Raw genomic sequence first — 16551 nt, forward strand, 5'->3', positions numbered from 1 at the left:
TGGAGGGTGCTATAGGTTTAGAACTGTAATTCAACTAAAAAACGGCGCCGCGATGGCGCCGTAATTTGTTCGCTAAATGCTAATTGTTCATAGAAAGTTGTCCTTCGGAATCGGTTCTTCCTTCACCAACGTATACAGCGTGGAGGCCTCCTCCTTACGAGTGGTCTCCGCCAGTCGTTCGACACGCACGGTTACCAGCTTTTGGCCAAATTGAATCGTAATTTCGTCCCCAACCTTCACAGAGGTGCTTGGCTTGGACTCACGTCCATTAATAAGAACCCGACCCTGCTCAGAGACGTCCTTAGCCACCGTACGGCGTTTGATCAACCGCGACACTTTCAGGAACTTATCAAGACGCATTATTTTACAGCTTCTTTAAGTTTGTTGCCCGCCTTAAAAGCTGGAACATTAGATGCGGGAATTTCGATCGTTTTACCAGTTTGCGGATTGCGGCCCGTGCGGCCGGAACGTTTACGAGTCTCGAACGTGCCAAAGCCGATCAATTGCACTTTGTCTCCGCTAGCGAGAGCTTCGGTAATTTCACCCAGAAAACCATTCAATACAGACTCAACGTCTTTTTTAGTCAAGCCGCTTTTGCTGGAAATGTTGTTGATCAGATCTGTTTTGTTCATCAATAATGCCTCCCAATAATTAAAGAAATGATGATATACGGCAGTACAATGGAGAGCAATTACTCCGATAAGTCGCCATACCTTTGTAAGAGTATTCTTGCTTAACTTTAAAAATCCTGCCCGAAATCGATAATTTTTTTTGTTTTTATCCCAAAAGGTATCGCTATTTAGCCAAAAACTCCATTTTACGACTGTCGCTCAAGCTCTTTGGCCTCATCCCAGTACTTATCCATTTCAACAAGAGAGCTCGTGGCCAGCGTCTTTCCTGCCGCCTTAAGCTGTTGCTCGACATGCTGGAAGCGTCGGACGAACTTACGGATTGTCAAAGAAAGTGCCTCTTCGGGATCGGCACCGATGAAGCGTGCCGCATTAACTACAGAGAAAAGCACATCGCCCAGCTCAAGTGTTTGCTCATCTACGGCCTCGCCTTGCTGAACCGATGCCTTAAGCTCGGCCAGCTCTTCCTCGATTTTAGCCCATACTCCAGAGATATCCTCCCAATCGAATCCGGCCTTAGCCGCCTTTTTTTGGATTTTATACGCCTTCAGCAAGGCAGGCAAATCGCGAGGCACGCCGCTAAGCGCAGATTGCTTTTCCGGTTCAATCCCTTTGCTGCGCTTCTCCTCTGCCTTCATGGCCTCCCAATTGCCCAGCGCTGTCTCCGCGTCTTCAGCGCTCAACTCTCCAAAAACATGAGGATGGCGGAAAATCAGCTTCTCATTTAATGTCTGGATTACATCATAGGCGGTAAAGGTTCCCGTCTCTTCCTCCATCTGCGAATGGAGCATGACCTGGAGGAGTAAATCACCGAGCTCCTCGCGCATATGATCCGGATCGTCATCATCGATTGTTTCGAGTACCTCGTACGTCTCTTCGATGAGATTTTTGCGGATGGACTGATGCGTTTGCTCCCGATCCCAGGGACAGCCTTCCGGACTCCTAAGAATCGCAACGATCTCGTGCAGCCGCTGGAAGCTTCGATTGCGCAAATGATCATCCTGGCTCGCCGGTATATAGATCAGCGATAAATTACCATACCCGGATACACGATCCAGCTCGTGAAGCGGTACGCGCAGTATTTGCTCTTGTCCCTCAACGCCAAGAGCATGACAGGCGACCACTTCATAGTCATCAGGGTACATCTCCATAAGACTCAGCTTCACGTCAGATGCCGTAAAGATGTCGTACACTTGTCCAATCAGCGTATGCATACGAGGATCAAAAGTCATGCTTCCCACGTCAGATGCATCAAACAGTTGGAAGCCCTCAATCGGGTCAAAGCCAAGCCGGACAAAAGCCTCATCCAAGAAGCTCTCCCCGCCGCGAACCTGCAGCTCAATTCCTTCCTCCGGACAGCGACGACGCAATATTTGTACAGTCGCTTCAGCGACCATCGGATGTCCCGGAACGGCATAGAGGATAGCTGTACCGTCTGCTCCACTCTGCGCTCTCGCAATAAGCCTCGCAGCGATCTCTTCATATACGGAGGGGAAATCGTCCAGCTCCTCGTATACCGAGTCAAAGGATTGGAACTCGATTCCCTCTTCCGCTTCAATCCAGGACACGACCGGATGATCTTTCGTGCGCACATATCGCTCGGTTGCTGTTTTTAATTGCTTCACTATGCCTAAAGTCAATTGATCCGGATCACCCGACCCAAGGCCAACTACAATGATCGCTTTGCTCATATGGCTAACTTCACACTCCTGTTCAGCATCTTGTCTATACTATAACACCGGATAGCATGCATTAAAAATATCGCATACCGCTACCGCAGCAGCCGCAAGCGGCGCAGCGCTGCCATTAGCCGCGGCGAGACACGGGGCAGCGCCGACAGTTCGGCGGCGCTCAGCAGCCCGGTGCGCAGTACGACTGCCGCGAACAGAGCGGCGCCAAGCCCCACGCCGAGCAAGCTCTCGGCGAGCGCCGCCATGCGCCCGCCGCCTAGCGGCAGCGCGCCCGCGCCCAGGCGCACGAGCAGCACGGCGCACGCCATGGCGAGCACGGCCGCCGCAGGGCGCAGCAGCTGCGCCAGCGCTGCGCGGGCGCCACGCCGGGCGCGGCCGGTGCGCCGGGCGAGCAGCGCGAGGTTGAGCGCTGCAGCGGCGCCGTAAGCGGCGATGCCGGCGAGTGCGGCGCCCGTGATGCCAAGCGGCGGCACAAGCAGCGCGTTCAGCGCGGTCTTAAGCGCCGCCGCGACAAGCAGGTGCAGCGCGGGAGCGCGGACGTGGCCGAGGCCCTGCAGCAGCGCGGCGCTGACGGTGACGAGCGCGCCAGGTGCCGCCGTCCAAGCGATCCACGCCAGCGTGGTGCTGCCGAGGGCGTCCTCGTACAGCATCACGTTAATCGGCTGCGCCAGCAGGGCGAGCCCGACCGATGCGGCAAGGCCGATTAGCCCGAACCAGCGCAGCGCCGTAGCCCTCTGCCGGCGAATCCCTTCTAAGTCGCCCTTCATTCGCAGCTCTGTCAGTGCGGGAATGAAAAGTACCGATAACGACGAGGCCAGCATCGTCACTAATTGAACGAGAGGAACACCTCGATTGTATATGCCAACCTCTACCATCGCCTGCAGATCATTCACCCCTCTGCTTTGCAGCAATCTAGGTAGCGTAAAGGCATCCACTAGACTAATGAGCGGCACGGCCAGCGCAGCAAGACAGACAGGAATCGCATAAGCAAGCATCGATAATAGCAGCTTCGTCCCTTTTTCCAAGTGAGCACTCTCTATCTGGTCGGGCATCCGGGTCAGCTCAGATTCATCAGAAGTTAGTATGCTATCAAGCCTTTGCTCACGAGCTCTTTCCCTTACTTTATAGCTCCGGCTCCAAAAAATAAGCATGACAATGAGTCCTGCTGCTCCGCCGGCAGCCGATCCGGCAAAGGCTCCTCCCGCAATGACATCATCTGCAGCGCCAAGCCCTGTCCAGTAAATAAGCAAAATGATCATTACGACCACGCGCACGGTTTGCTCCGTGACTTGGGACACCGCTGTCGGCACCATCTCCTGCAGCCCTTGAAAATATCCACGAAATACAGCGCTAAACGGAATGAATAGCAGTGCCGGAGCTGCATTCTGCAGAGCGGGAATAAGCTGACTGCTGCCAATAGCCTGCGACAATAATGGAGCCCCAAAATACAGCAAGCTGAAACCCGCTATTCCGAGCAGCCCCATCATCAGGCCGGCCATTCGCAGGACGGCTCGTTTGCCCGCTTCAGATCCTAATACCTGGCGCTCTGCAATGAATTTAGAAATCGTCGTTGGAAAACCGGACGTAGCCAGCGTAATGATCATCATATAGAACGGATAAACGGTGTTATATATCCCGAATACCCCGTCTCCTCCTATATTTTGCAGCGGAATCTTCTGCAGTGTTCCCAGCAGCTTAGTCAATATGGCAGCCAAGGCTAGGACAGCCGCTCCCTTCAGCAGCCTGGATGGTCGAGGTTCGGTTATTTCGTCCTTCATAAGCACCCTACTTCATTATAAAAATATGCATCAGGTACCATTATAAGATGATTCCGTCCCTCGTTAAAGCAAAGGACAATCCGCTACGTGATATACGGCATGCAGTCCGCCCTCCAATCCTGATAAGGCAAGGGCTTTTGCCTATTCATTCCCACTTGGGACATACCATAACAAACAAACTCCCGCCTGTTCAACGGAATATTACCGTTCACAGTTGCGGGAGATCATCAGCTCTGCAGTACAGAATTACTGCTCCATTTGTTTACCGAGAAAGCCAGCGGCCGTCTCAGCCATTTTCGACTCAAGATCCGACATCTTTACAGTACCATCCTTGTTAAGTAACACTACCGTACCGATAGGGTCTCCTCCAGAAATGATCGGAGCGATAACAAAGGAGGATATTTCCTCAGGATGATCCTTAGTAATTTCATAACTCCCCGTGTCTGTCTCAAGCAAAATTTTGCGTCCATCCATGCTGCCCTCCAGTAGCGGGCTGATTTGCTTATCTAAATACTCTTTCTTGGAGGCGCCAGCCACAGCAATCAGCGTATCCCGGTCGGATATAAGCGTAATATGACCTGTGCTCTCATAGAGAGACTCCGCATACTCTTTTGCAAAATCACCTAATTCGCCGATTGGGGAATACTTCTTCAGAATTACTTCACCATCGCGATCCACGAAAATTTCCAACGGATCTCCCTCGCGAATCCGTAATGTGCGGCGGATTTCTTTGGGAATAACCACCCGTCCAAGATCATCAATACGTCGTACGATTCCAGTAGCTTTCATATCACATGTTGCCCCACTTTCTTAAGAAGTTTTGACTACTGTCTGATAAATATTTTCATTACCCTTTAGTACGTAATTACAAAAGTCCGCATTTCGCAGACGGTTGCATCCCCTTGCATCAGGCAGGCTGGCTGGCGATTTAGTATTATGATAAAGGGATTTCGACTTCTGTGATTCTGACCATAGTATTCATCCCTTTCCAGCACCTTATTCATTCGAATTATCCTTGATATTAGCGTCATCCATCGCTTGGAAAAAGAAAGCAGCGCGATAAATTCGCGCTGCTCTTTCCATTGATGGAGCATAAAATCCGTATTTCTTTACTTCGTAGTCCCTGCGTTCCCCTCGGCTTTCTCACTATCATTCGCTCCAGCATTGCCGCTATTGCCAGATCCCTCATTCGTTCCTTCCGAATCTGTGCCCGCGTTGCCTTCACTCGCCGGTGGTGCTTCAGCTCCGTTATCCGTTTCTGCGTTGTTATCCGCCTTAGGCAGGTCGATCTTCTTGATGAGCTTGTCCAAATCCTTCTCCATGAACTCGTCCAGTTTGGTCGAACCGACAAAGTTCTTGATCATTTCTTTTTCCTCTTCGGTTAAATCTTCGTATTTCTTCTCTGTACGCGACTCAACCCGCATAATATGATAACCGAAATCCGTCTCTACCGGATCGCTGATTTCATTAATTTTCAGCGTCCGTGCTTTCTCTTGGAATTGCGGCACCCATTGCGTAACTAATGCATCTTCATACAATCCGCCATTTTCTATATTTTGCTGTCCATCATCAGAGTATTCCTTCACCAGAGTCGCAAAGTCTTCCCCTTTATCGAGCTTGGCCTTCACTTCATTGGCTAATTTCAAAGCATCTTCCTTGCTGCGCTCCTTGCCTTCCGCATCCGTCAATCCGATCAGAATATGACGTACCGATGCTTTTGTATAGTCGTCCTTCGTCGCTTCAAATTCCGCCTTGATGTCTTCCTCTTTAATTCCGGCTGTTTGACTGGCCACCACCGTAAAAATACGGATCATATAATTTTTCAGTTCATCCTCAGTAACATTTTGGGCTTCGAGCATTTCCTTAAATACCTCATCACCCATTTGCGTTTTGATCGCATTGAGCTGATCTTCCGCTGTTTTCTTGCCTTCCTTCTGTGCCTTATCGTCCGCTTTCTCAGCTAAGTACTCATAAGTTATGGCTTGCTTCACCAAAAATTCCCGAAAATCGTCCAACTCCAATAGCTGTCCCATTTGCGGTTGTAATGTCTTCATGATACGCAGCTCAAGATCGAATTCCTTCGCCGTGATTTCTCCGCCTTCATAGGTAGCAACTACTTCACTCTTGCTCCCGCCATTATTTGCTGCTTCCTTATTCGGATTCGTGTTGTCATCTTTCTTCCCGCATGCTGCCAGCATGGAAACCGTCAATACCGCAACAAGCCCGATAAATAGCGTCTTCCATGAACGTGCTTTACTTCGAGACATCTTGTAGTTCCCCTTTCAATTTGAACGAAACCTTCAGGGCCTCAAGGAATTGCTCCAACAAACCCATCAATGCTTTATCGTCCAATTCCTTGGTTTTAATTCGGATCAGCATTGCCGTACCCTGATTAAATTGTACACGCCTTCCGAACAGATTGCCAACTTCCACAAGTTTGGCCGGATTGACGTCCTTCTCACGGCCATCGAGGAACTTAATCACTACCTCGTCCCCCCGCCGCGTCATGGATTCCATCCCGTAAAGTTTGCCATAAAGCTTCACTCGAGCGACGGACAGTAAGTTTTCTACAGCTTCCGGCAGCTCGCCGAATCGATCAAGAAGCTCGTCCTCCAGCTCCGCGACATCCTCGAAGGATGCTGCCGAAGCTGTTTTTTTGTAAATCTCTATCTTTTGAATACTATCATAAATATAATCGGACGGTAAATAAGCATCGATGCCGAGATCGATCGTCGTATTCCAGGATTTATCCTCAGGCGCTTCTTCGCCAAGTACCGATATCTTTCGCTTCTGAATTTCTTCAGCCAACATCTGAGAATAAAGATCAAATCCGACAGACGCAATAAACCCGTGCTGCTCCGCACCGAGTAAGTTACCTGCACCCCGAATGGACAAATCTCTCATTGCGATTTTAAATCCAGAACCTAGTTCCGTAAATTCCTTAATGGATTGAAGGCGCTTCTCGGCGACCTCCGTCAAAGACTTATCTCGCTGATAGGTAAAATAAGCATAGGCAATCCGGTTCGAACGGCCAACTCGCCCACGCAATTGATATAGCTGAGACAGTCCCATTTTATCCGCATCATGTACGATAAGCGTATTTACGTTCGGGATATCCACCCCGGTCTCAATGATGCTCGTGCTGACCAGGACGTCATATTCGCCGTCAAGGAAGTCGAGAATCGTCTTCTCTAGCTCCTGCTCCGACATTTGACCGTGGCCCACTCCGACTCTAGCTTCTGGAACAAGCATTGATATTTGTGCTGCCATCTCCTGGATACCCTGGACTCGGTTGTATAGGTAATAAATTTGCCCGCCCCGCGCCAGTTCCCGTTCAATTGCTTCACGAACCAGAGATTGACTGTGCTCGACGACATAGGTTTGAACAGGGAAGCGATTCTCTGGAGGCGTCTCGATGACTGACAAATCCCGAACGCCGAGCATAGACATGTGCAGGGTTCTTGGAATTGGCGTCGCCGTTAAAGTTAGAACGTCTACATTCGTCTTCAGCCTCTTGAGCTTCTCCTTATGAGTTACGCCGAAACGTTGCTCTTCATCGACAATTAATAACCCTAAGTCTTTGAAGACGACATCCTGGGATAAAAGGCGATGCGTCCCGATAACAATATCTACTGTCCCTTGCCGGATACCTTTGATCGTCTCATTCTGCTCTTTGCGGCTGCGGAAGCGGCTTAATGACTGAATATTGATCGGATAACCCGCAAATCGCTCGCGGAAGGTCTCATAATGCTGCTGCGCCAAAATCGTCGTCGGCACAAGCACCGCAACCTGTTTCCCTTCAATTGCACTCTTGAAGGCAGCTCGGATTGCCACCTCTGTCTTTCCATAGCCAACATCACCGCATAGCAATCGATCCATAGGACGCGGCTGCTCCATATCCTTCTTAATTTCCTCAATAGCCCTAATCTGATCGCGCGTCTCCTCATAAGGGAACATGGCTTCAAATTCCTGCTGTTCGGGCGTATCCTTCTCAAAGCCATAGCCCGGCGAAGCTTGACGTTCAGCATACAGCTTGATGAGATCGTCGGCGATATCCTGTACCGTAGTGCGAACCTTGTTCTTGACCCTCGTCCATTCGTTCCCACCCAGCTTATATACTTTGGGTTCTTTATCCTCGGAGCCCACATATTTCTGGATCAGATCAATTTGCTCGATGGGTACGGAAAGTTTGTCCCCGCCCGCATACATAATATGCATGTAGTCCTTGTGTATGCCGCCAACTTCCAATGTGCCAATGCCGAGGTATTTACCAATCCCGTGATTCTGGTGAACGACATAATCGCCCACTTTAAGCTCGGTATAACTTTTTATCCGCTCAGCATTATCCATGTTTTTCGTTACTTTGCGTGCTTTACGCTGCTTCTTGGAGAACATTTCTCCTTCCGTGATGACAACCAGATGCACCGAGGGCAGTTCAAATCCAGACTGCAAATTGCCTTGCAGTAAGGTCGGCTCATCAATGCCATAATCAAGCAGCACCCGGCGCATCCGTTCTATGCGCTCTTCGCCGTTCGCCAGCATGATCACATTCGCACCGCTCTTCTTCCACCGTTCCATTTCTGCCTTAAGTACATTCATTTGACCGTGGAAGTCCTGCATGGTTCGGCTGACGAAGTTAATAATGTTCTGGGGCTGAACATGAGGCACCTGCTTCAAAAATAGCGACAGGAACATGGTCTGGAAAGGACGACGATAAAGAACCCGATCCCCATCCATGGCAAGCGGCAAATCAGGCAAACTCTTGCCATTCTGGAACAGATGCAAGTGCCACTCCGCTTCATCCCGCTCTAACTGCTTAGCGGTTTCCAGCAGCCGGGCAGGTTCATCCAGAATCAGCAGCGTATCATCAGCCATAAAATCATACAGCGTTTTATTCTCCGGATATATCAGTGAAATATACTTATAAATCTCAGGAAAATAAACCTGCTCACGGAGCAGTTCGATTTCTCTGGAAATTTCCTCTTTCAATCTTTGTTTGACTTGACGATCCGTCATTTTCTCCAACTGCTGCTCCAGCCGCTCTGATACAGCTTGGGCTGCCTTGGTAAAACGGTCTTTGGAAGCGATAAGCTCCTTGCATGGAGGCACAGATACGTGCTTCACCTGCTCTATAGAGCGTTGATCGGCTGGATCAAACGTACGAATCGAGTCCACTTCATCGTCGAACAGCTCGATTCGGTAGGCAAGTTCCGCAGTCAACGGGTAGAAATCGATAATTCCCCCGCGAATGCTCATCTCGCCCCGCAGTTCCACGCGTTCCACCCGCTCGTAGCCGAGCTCGACCATTTTGCTTAAGAAATGATCCAACTGCAGCGTACCGCCAAGAGCTATGTCCAAGCGTGCGGCAGCCATCGTTTCTGGCGATGGAATAAATCTGCGAATGCCAGAATAAGGCACCACCACAATCCCCCGGAATCCTTGGGAGCATTTCAGTAGTACCTCAATTCGCTGCGCCAGCGTCTCAGGGCTCGATACCGCTGATTCCGCCGCTACGAGCTCATTAGCTGGATACAGGAGCACTTCATCGGACGACAGCGCTTCCTGTAAATCTTCTGCAATTTTCTGGGCTGCAAACATATTATGTGTCACGACAAGCAGTGGGCGATTTGTTTCTTTGTGCATTGCAGCCAGCATAATTTGTTTAGATGATCCGGATAAGCCGGAAATCAATTGTTCTTTCATTCCCGAATTCACGCCTGCTATGGCAGTCGCAAAATCCGTGTCTTTAGAAAAAGCTTGTATAAGTGCTTGTAGCAAATGAGGCACCTCTCTTAAAATACTTACTAAAAATCTATGTTTGCCCGTCTCACGGCTTGTGGGCTCGAAGCAAAAAGGAGCCTCAGCAACCGTGCCAAGGCTCTATTCAATCACCATCGATGTGTACCTGCGCTGTTCTCCGCCTGGTCATTGCAGCGGGCTGTTGAGCAGTGTTAGCTCTGGATGATTCGAAAGCGCTTCGGCGCAATAATCACAAGTGACGCGAACCGTAGTGTCGCCGCTCGAATCATACGCTATTATATCTCTCCGCTCATCGGGGGTCAAGAAATGGAAACCAAGCTGCGCTTCAGATACATGAGCAGCTTCTATTCTGCCGATTTGTGTGCGGCAATGTCTGCATACATAGTTTATTGCCATCTATATGCCTCCTGAAACATCATTATGCCTTCAGTATGCCCTGAATAACCGACGTTTAGCCCCTGTTGGTAGTCCGTTTTTCTGAATACTAGCATAAACCTTAAATGTTGTTTCAGTGCCAGAATAAGAGATATACGAATAAAACCAAAGCTTGCTCTCGCTCGATCAGCGATTAAATTTAGCCATCGTTTGTTCAAAAGTATGATCGAGGCTAAACTCAAGCGCATCGCATGCCTGCTGTATGGAGTCATCGAGTAGAGGCCTCTCCTTCTTCGCAAAAGGGGATAGCACATAATCGACAACCGCATAACCCGGCTCCGGTCTGGATATACCCATCCGAATTCGATTGAATGTTTGAGTCCCTGTATGTTGAATAATGGACTTAATCCCGTTATGGCCGCCTGCGCTTCCTTGGTAACGAAGGCGGTTTCTGCCGATTTCTGTGTCCAGATCATCGTATACGACGATCATATCTTCCAGGCTGACTTTATAGTAATCCATAAATGCCCTTACCGCTTCACCGGACAAATTCATATAAGTCATCGGTTTAATGAGTGCAACCTTCTGCCCGCCAATTATGCCATCCCCGACCAGGGCTTTGCACTTACTTTGGCGGATATCGATATTATGCCTTCTTGCCAGCTCGTCCAAGGCCATAAAACCGATGTTATGTCTTGTTTTCTCATATTGGGCTCCCGGATTGCCGAGGCCAACAAACCATTTCATGAAGTGGTGTGCTCCTTTCTGTGGGTCTCAACCCTCCCAAACCCTCCCTTACCGTAAGGGAGGGCCCCCGCAAGGCTTGCAGCCCTCGGGACTCCCGCAAACTGTAGTAACGTGGGAGGTACAGAGGCGCTCCTACCGCTGTCCCCTTTGGGGATGCGCTGTTGATTTGTGCGTGGAACGCTTTTCCCCCTTCGGGTACGTCTTACTTTGGGTGCGCCCGAGCAACCTGAAAACATGCTGCGGAATGGGGCTGCGCTCGGCGCTCCAGAGTTACCATTATGCTCTGAGCCGCTTGCCGCCCTGACGGGCCCGCTCTTAGTCCCCGCTCCTGCAGGAGGGGGACTGCAACTTTGTGCTTTATGCGTCACTCCCTGCTGGGAGGCGCTCTCCCTTCGGGATACGCTTTGCTTCGTGATTGTCTTCGTGCTTTATACGTAACTCCTTGCTTGGAGACGCTCTCCCTCCGGGATACGCTTTACTTTGTGATTGTTTTCATGCTTTATACGTCACTACTTGCTGGGAGACGCTCTCCCTTCAGGATTCGCTTTACTTCGTCGTGTGTCATTATATAGACGTAAATACGCCGATAAGGGTTACATCTTCCGTGTGGAAGGTGTAACCCCGAATAACAAAGGAATCCTTATTCGATTTCGAACAGTTTACTGATGGAGAGTTCCTCATGGACGCGAATAATCGCTTCTCCCATCAGCGGAGCGACCGACAACACTTTAAGCTTGCTCGTTGGATTCGGTTGCGTAATTGGAATCGTATCAGTAACCACAACTTCCTTCAGCGGAGAATTCTCCAGACGTTCCATCGCCGGACCAGACAGCACTGGATGCGTACAGCAAGCGTATACCTCTTCAACGCCGCCTTCCTTCAAGGCATTGGCGCCAAGGACGATCGTACCGGCCGTATCAATGATGTCATCGACGAGAATAGCTGTCTTACCCTCGATGTTACCGATGATGTTCATCACTTCACTAACATTCGGCTCCGGACGGCGCTTGTCGATAATCGCAAGCGGTGCATTCAGAAAATCCGCCAATTTCCGGGCACGCACAACACCGCCATGGTCTGGCGATACGACGACCGGATTTGGAATTTTCTTGGAGCGGAAATATTGAGCTAAAATCGGCACGCCCAGCATGTGATCAACTGGAATATCGAAAAACCCTTGAATTTGCATTGCATGCAAGTCCATCGTAATGACGCGATGAGCGCCTGCTTTTTCGATCAAGTTAGCCACTAACTTTGCCGTAATTGGGTCACGGGAACGGGCCTTCCGATCCTGACGTGCGTATCCGTAATACGGGATAACCACGTTTATGCTCTTGGCTGAAGCCCGCTTCAAAGCATCCACCATGACAAGAAGCTCCATCAAATTATCGTTAACCGGCGCGCAAGTCGATTGTACAATATATACATGACAACCGCGTACGCTCTCGGATAGCTTCACCTGGATTTCTCCATCGCTGAAGCTTGTCGTTTCCGAGTCTCCCATCGGAATACCGATATAATCAGCAATTTGATGCGCTAATTTTGGATTAGAGTTACAGGTGAATATCTTCAGTTTAGAATCACAATAAGTCATAAAATAAAAACCCTCCGTGCTGTATCGATAGTTCAAATCGATCTGGTCATTAAAATGGTTACTGCGTCTACAATCCATTGCGATATGTTGTCTTGCTGCTACTGCCGTAAATCAAGATTCCTCGGCTCATACGTAATGAATACATACTCTATATTACACTATCTTGGTATGACATTACTATTAGAGGTTGTTCACTTTGTGAACATCGGCTATGATTGCTTTCCTCGGTCATGCTTGGCCTTAGCCCGGGCGCGAAGCTTTTCGGCATATCCCGCCTTATTCTCCTGCCGGTTCCTTGCTATGGCTAGTTCATTGTCGGAAACAGAATGAGTAATGGTGGAGCCTGCAACGACGTAAGCCCCTTTGCCGACCTTCACCGGTGCGATCAAATTAACATTGCTCCCCACGAACGCATCATCTTCGATTTCCGTAATAGACTTATTATAACCATCATAGTTGACGGTTATCGCTCCACAGCCAATATTTACATTCTTACCTACTTTGGCATCACCAATGTAGCTCAGATGCGATACTTTGGAGCCCTCGTCGATCGAAGCATTCTTGATCTCCACGAAATCGCCCACTTTAACGTGTGCTCCAAGTTTTGCTCCTGGACGCAAATAAGCGAAAGGTCCAACGGTAGCTTCACTACCTACTTCGGCATCCACTAGTACCGAATGCTTAACCTTTGCGCCGTTGTCAATTTTGCTATTATTTATTTCTGCCGCAGGTCCGATAACGCAATCCTCGCCGATCACCGTATTACCCAATATCGATGTCCCCGGATAAATTACCGTATCCGCACCGATTTGAACATCTGCGCCGATATACGTCGATTGAGGATCGATGATGGTAACACCTGCCAGCATATGCTTCCGGGCAATTCTCTCTCGCATAAATTGCTCCGCTTCCGAGAGTGCCAGCCGATCGTTTACTCCGATCGATTCCGCGTAATCCTCGGTCATATAGCCTTCCACGACTTCGCCCGAATCTACGAGAATGCCGATGACATCCGTCAGATAATATTCTTGCTGTGCATTGTTGTTCGTTACCTTGCCAAGAGCAGCAAATAATTTCGCATTATCAAAACAATAAGTTCCTGTGTTAAATTCCTTTACCGCATCTTCTTCCGGAGAACAATCCTTCTGTTCTACGATTCGCACAACAGAACCATTCTCCCCCCGGATAATCCGGCCATACCCTTGCGGGTGTTCGGTCCAGGCAGACAGCACGGTAGCTGCTGCATTGCTCTTCGTATGCAAAGCGATGAGTTCCTCTAGTGTCTCAGGCTTCACAAGTGGAGTATCTCCACATATAACGATCGTAATTCCTTCTTCACTAGCAAGCAACGATTCTGCCTGCTTCACAGCATGGCCCGTGCCTAGCTGTTCCTCCTGCAGCACATATTCTGCTGATGTTCCGAGATAAGACTGCACTGCATCTGCACCGTGGCCTACAACCACAATACTTCGCTCACACTGGATTTGCTTTACCGTGTCCAGAACATGTCCGACCATCGGTTTGCCACAAACGGGATGGAGCACTTTATAAAGCTTGGACTTCATGCGCTTCCCTTGTCCTGCAGCAAGAATAATCGCTAATCTTTTCAAGGCCCCGGCCTCCTTCTCTTGAACTCATTACTGAATATATCTTATTTAAGACAAAAAGAAAAGAGAGCCATGTATCATGGCACTCTTTTCTTCGAACCCCAATTGGTTAGACAAAAACCAGTACTTAAGCCCCTTCTTCAATAACTTCTTCTTGGTCAGCAGCGCGTTCGTACTCAGCCAAAACTGCAGCTTGAATCTTCTCGCGTGTGCCCGAAGAAATTGGATGCGCGATATCCCGGAACTCCCCGTCCGGTGTGCGCTTGCTAGGCATTGCTACAAACATTCCATTATTTCCGTCGATGACGCGAATGTCATGAACAACAAACTCGTTATCGATGGTAATGGATGCGATTGCCTTCATTCTGCCTTCCGAGCTGACTCGGCGGAGCCTTACATCCGTAATTTGCATATGTGTTCACCACCTTTTTCCATCAGGGACTTGGTGTAATATTCCACATAGCCAACGGAAATCCTCCTTTTTTCTGGAACAAAATACCCTAAATTCAGGAATTTTTTTGAAATCATGAGATTTTCGACATGATTCGTCTAGAACATAGTCCATTTTTTATGAATCGACAGAAGAACTTACCAGCTTTTCTATAGAAAAATAATTGCCTGGCTCAACCTTAATTTCCTTTCCTTTGGCATCCACTACCGTGAGCGTAGCCAAGGATACATAATCTTGGAGCAATCTTTGTTCCGATTCAATTTCACCCGATTCAACAAGTACGCCTACGCCAGCGACCTTAGCATCAAATTCAGCGAGTAGGTCTACCATCCCCTGAATCGTTCCTCCAGCCTTCATAAAATCGTCCATGATCAAGACTCTGGATTTCTCCTTGAGCGCACGACGTGACAAGGTCATTGTATGCAAACTTTTGTGGGAGCCTGATACATAATTGATGCTAACGGCCGACCCCTCTGTAACCTGATGGTCCCGCCTTACGAGCACAACTGGTAAATTTAGCTCAGCACCTGTGGCATAAGCAAGCGGGATGCCTTTAGTCTCTACGGTCATGATACAGTCAATCTCTCGATCAGCAAAAATAGTCGCAAATAACTTCCCGGCCTCGTTCATGAGTGCAGGCTGACCTAATAAATCAGACATATACAAATAACCACCAGGCAAAATACGGTCCGGTTGCGACAGCTTCTCACAAAGCTGGCTGATAAATACCAGAGCATGCTCCTTGCTTACCTTAGGAATATATTTAACCCCTCCGGCAGCCCCGGCCAAAGTGTGCAGCTCACCCATACCCTCGTTTTCAAATACTTCTTTGATAATTGCCAAGTCTTCACTAATCGAGGACTTGGCCGCACCGTAACGCTGTGCAAATGTGGTCAGTGGTATCAAATGATGGGGACGTGACAATAGAAATCGCGTCATTTCCACCAATCGAGCGCTTCTTTTTAGTTTTTTCACGAAGTACCCCTCTAAATCCGAATATTTTAAAGAAAATATTACACGATTGTACGTCTTTATTCAAGCCTTCCTTAAGTAAGTAAGCGTACGGCGTAGACTTCTTTACAAAATCCACGGAGCCCATTATATATTCGTGATACTTTCGCTTCCTTAGAAACCAAGCCGAATACAGTCGGCCCACTGCCTGACATCAATACGCCATCAGCTCCGAGTTTCAACATCGTTTCTTTAAGATGTGCCACCTCGGGATAAAGTTTAAGAGTCACTTCCTCCAGTACATTCCCTAATTCCTCGCACACCCCTTGGAAGGAGGAAGTCTCGATCGCCTGCCGCATGCGATTGGCCGAAGGATGGGCTACCACTTCCTCGCTGCGGAACCGACCGTAAATTTCTGCCGTAGATACGTTGATTGGCAGCTTCGCCAACACGACCCAACATTGCGGCGGATTGGGAAGAGGGGTCAGCAGCTCCCCACGGCCTGTCGCAAGCGCCGTTCCGCCCGTAATGCAAAAAGGAACGTCCGACCCTAATTCGGCGCCAAGCTGCTTCAATTCCTCTACAGGGATGCCTAGATCCCATAGCCGGTTAAGACCGCGCAGTGTTGCTGCTGCATCGCTGCTGCCGCCCGCTAAGCCTGCGGCTACCGGTATATTTTTATCCAAATGAATATATACGCCGCTGCGGACGTTGTACCGTTCTTTAATCAGCTTCGCTGCCTGAAATGCCAGGTTCTTCTCATCCAACGGAATATAGCCAGCCTGGCTCGAAATAATGATCGTATCCCGCGAGAGGGCTTCCATCTCCAAGCGATCAGCTAAGTCTACCATGGTCATGATCATTTCAACCTCATGATAACCATCCGGTCGCTTGTGCAATACGTCCAGCATCAAATTGATTTTTGCTGGAGCTTTTTCGTAAATCTTCAAGGCGTACACCACCCTCAG

The 16551-nt window shown here is 49.2% G+C and carries 14 protein-coding genes; all 14 read right to left on the reverse strand.

All coding sequences use genetic code 11. The annotated features are described in order from the left end of the window. Positions 1–87 precede the first annotated feature (87 nt). Complete coding sequence (locus EIM92_RS04430) at positions 88–360, reverse strand: RNA-binding S4 domain-containing protein (RefSeq protein ID WP_125081651.1); 273 nt, start codon at positions 358–360, stop codon at positions 88–90. Beyond that, positions 360–632 carry an HU family DNA-binding protein gene (locus tag EIM92_RS04435; protein WP_110930517.1) on the reverse strand — a complete coding sequence of 91 codons (273 nt, stop codon included), beginning with the start codon at positions 630–632 and terminating at the stop codon, positions 360–362. Before EIM92_RS04435 ends, EIM92_RS04430 begins: the two co-directional genes overlap by 1 nt. A 185-nt stretch (positions 633–817) precedes the next feature. Then, a complete protein-coding gene (yabN, locus tag EIM92_RS04440; RefSeq protein WP_125081652.1) occupies positions 818–2320 on the reverse strand; it encodes a bifunctional methyltransferase/pyrophosphohydrolase YabN in 1503 nt (500 codons plus the stop codon). 80 nt (positions 2321–2400) lie between these two features. After that, on the reverse strand, positions 2401–4098 hold the full coding sequence (locus EIM92_RS04445; protein ID WP_125085000.1) for a polysaccharide biosynthesis protein: 1698 nt from the start codon (positions 4096–4098) through the stop codon (positions 2401–2403). Between the two features lie 246 nt (positions 4099–4344). Next, positions 4345–4887 carry a stage V sporulation protein T gene (spoVT, locus tag EIM92_RS04450; protein WP_125081653.1) on the reverse strand — a complete coding sequence of 181 codons (543 nt, stop codon included), beginning with the start codon at positions 4885–4887 and terminating at the stop codon, positions 4345–4347. A 320-nt stretch (positions 4888–5207) separates the two neighbouring features. Further along, on the reverse strand, positions 5208–6365 hold the full coding sequence (locus EIM92_RS04455) for a peptidylprolyl isomerase (RefSeq protein WP_125081654.1): 1158 nt from the start codon (positions 6363–6365) through the stop codon (positions 5208–5210). Further along, entirely contained in the window at positions 6352–9876 is a 3525-nt protein-coding gene (gene mfd / locus EIM92_RS04460) for a transcription-repair coupling factor (RefSeq protein ID WP_125081655.1), read from the reverse strand. The genes EIM92_RS04455 and mfd overlap by 14 nt, the downstream gene beginning before the upstream one ends. A 147-nt stretch (positions 9877–10023) precedes the next feature. Beyond that, the gene (gene fin / locus EIM92_RS04465; RefSeq protein WP_110930522.1) at positions 10024–10254 is read right to left on the reverse strand and encodes an anti-sigma-F factor Fin; all 231 of its coding nucleotides are present in this window, start codon (positions 10252–10254) and stop codon (positions 10024–10026) included. A gap of 165 nt (positions 10255–10419) precedes the next feature. Further along, a complete protein-coding gene (gene pth / locus EIM92_RS04470; protein WP_125081656.1) occupies positions 10420–10980 on the reverse strand; it encodes an aminoacyl-tRNA hydrolase in 561 nt (186 codons plus the stop codon). Positions 10981–11620: 640 nt separating this feature from the next. Next, the gene (locus EIM92_RS04475) at positions 11621–12574 is read right to left on the reverse strand and encodes a ribose-phosphate diphosphokinase (protein ID WP_125085001.1); all 954 of its coding nucleotides are present in this window, start codon (positions 12572–12574) and stop codon (positions 11621–11623) included. Between the two features lie 209 nt (positions 12575–12783). After that, the gene (glmU, locus tag EIM92_RS04480) at positions 12784–14184 is read right to left on the reverse strand and encodes a bifunctional UDP-N-acetylglucosamine diphosphorylase/glucosamine-1-phosphate N-acetyltransferase GlmU (RefSeq protein WP_125081657.1); all 1401 of its coding nucleotides are present in this window, start codon (positions 14182–14184) and stop codon (positions 12784–12786) included. Positions 14185–14308: 124 nt separating this feature from the next. Next, positions 14309–14593, reverse strand: coding sequence for a septation regulator SpoVG (gene spoVG, locus EIM92_RS04485; protein ID WP_110930526.1), 285 nt, complete (start codon positions 14591–14593; stop codon positions 14309–14311). 156 nt (positions 14594–14749) lie between these two features. After that, positions 14750–15607 carry a pur operon repressor gene (purR, locus tag EIM92_RS04490; protein WP_125081658.1) on the reverse strand — a complete coding sequence of 286 codons (858 nt, stop codon included), beginning with the start codon at positions 15605–15607 and terminating at the stop codon, positions 14750–14752. Positions 15608–15678: 71 nt separating this feature from the next. Next, on the reverse strand, positions 15679–16533 hold the full coding sequence (gene ispE / locus EIM92_RS04495) for a 4-(cytidine 5'-diphospho)-2-C-methyl-D-erythritol kinase (RefSeq protein WP_125081659.1): 855 nt from the start codon (positions 16531–16533) through the stop codon (positions 15679–15681). Between the last annotated feature and the right edge of the window lie 18 nt (positions 16534–16551).

The sequence above is a fragment of the Paenibacillus lentus genome (assembly GCF_003931855.1).
GTDB classification, from domain to species: Bacteria; Bacillota; Bacilli; order Paenibacillales; family Paenibacillaceae; genus Fontibacillus; species Fontibacillus lentus.

Bases quoted from the DNA above. Each gene is read 5' to 3' on its own strand.
- EIM92_RS04475 (WP_125085001.1), bottom strand. From the start codon at position 12,574: ATGACTTATTGTGATTCTAAACTGAAGATATTCACCTGTAACTCTAAT.
- yabN (WP_125081652.1), bottom strand. From the start codon at position 2,320: ATGAGCAAAGCGATCATTGTAGTTGGCCTTGGGTCGGGTGATCCGGAT.
- pth (WP_125081656.1), bottom strand. From the start codon at position 10,980: ATGAAATGGTTTGTTGGCCTCGGCAATCCGGGAGCCCAATATGAGAAA.
- fin (WP_110930522.1), bottom strand. From the start codon at position 10,254: ATGGCAATAAACTATGTATGCAGACATTGCCGCACACAAATCGGCAGA.
- EIM92_RS04435 (WP_110930517.1), bottom strand. From the start codon at position 632: ATGAACAAAACAGATCTGATCAACAACATTTCCAGCAAAAGCGGCTTG.
- EIM92_RS04445 (WP_125085000.1), bottom strand. From the start codon at position 4,098: ATGAAGGACGAAATAACCGAACCTCGACCATCCAGGCTGCTGAAGGGA.
- EIM92_RS04430 (WP_125081651.1), bottom strand. From the start codon at position 360: ATGCGTCTTGATAAGTTCCTGAAAGTGTCGCGGTTGATCAAACGCCGT.
- spoVT (WP_125081653.1), bottom strand. From the start codon at position 4,887: ATGAAAGCTACTGGAATCGTACGACGTATTGATGATCTTGGACGGGTG.
- spoVG (WP_110930526.1), bottom strand. From the start codon at position 14,593: ATGCAAATTACGGATGTAAGGCTCCGCCGAGTCAGCTCGGAAGGCAGA.
- EIM92_RS04455 (WP_125081654.1), bottom strand. From the start codon at position 6,365: ATGTCTCGAAGTAAAGCACGTTCATGGAAGACGCTATTTATCGGGCTT.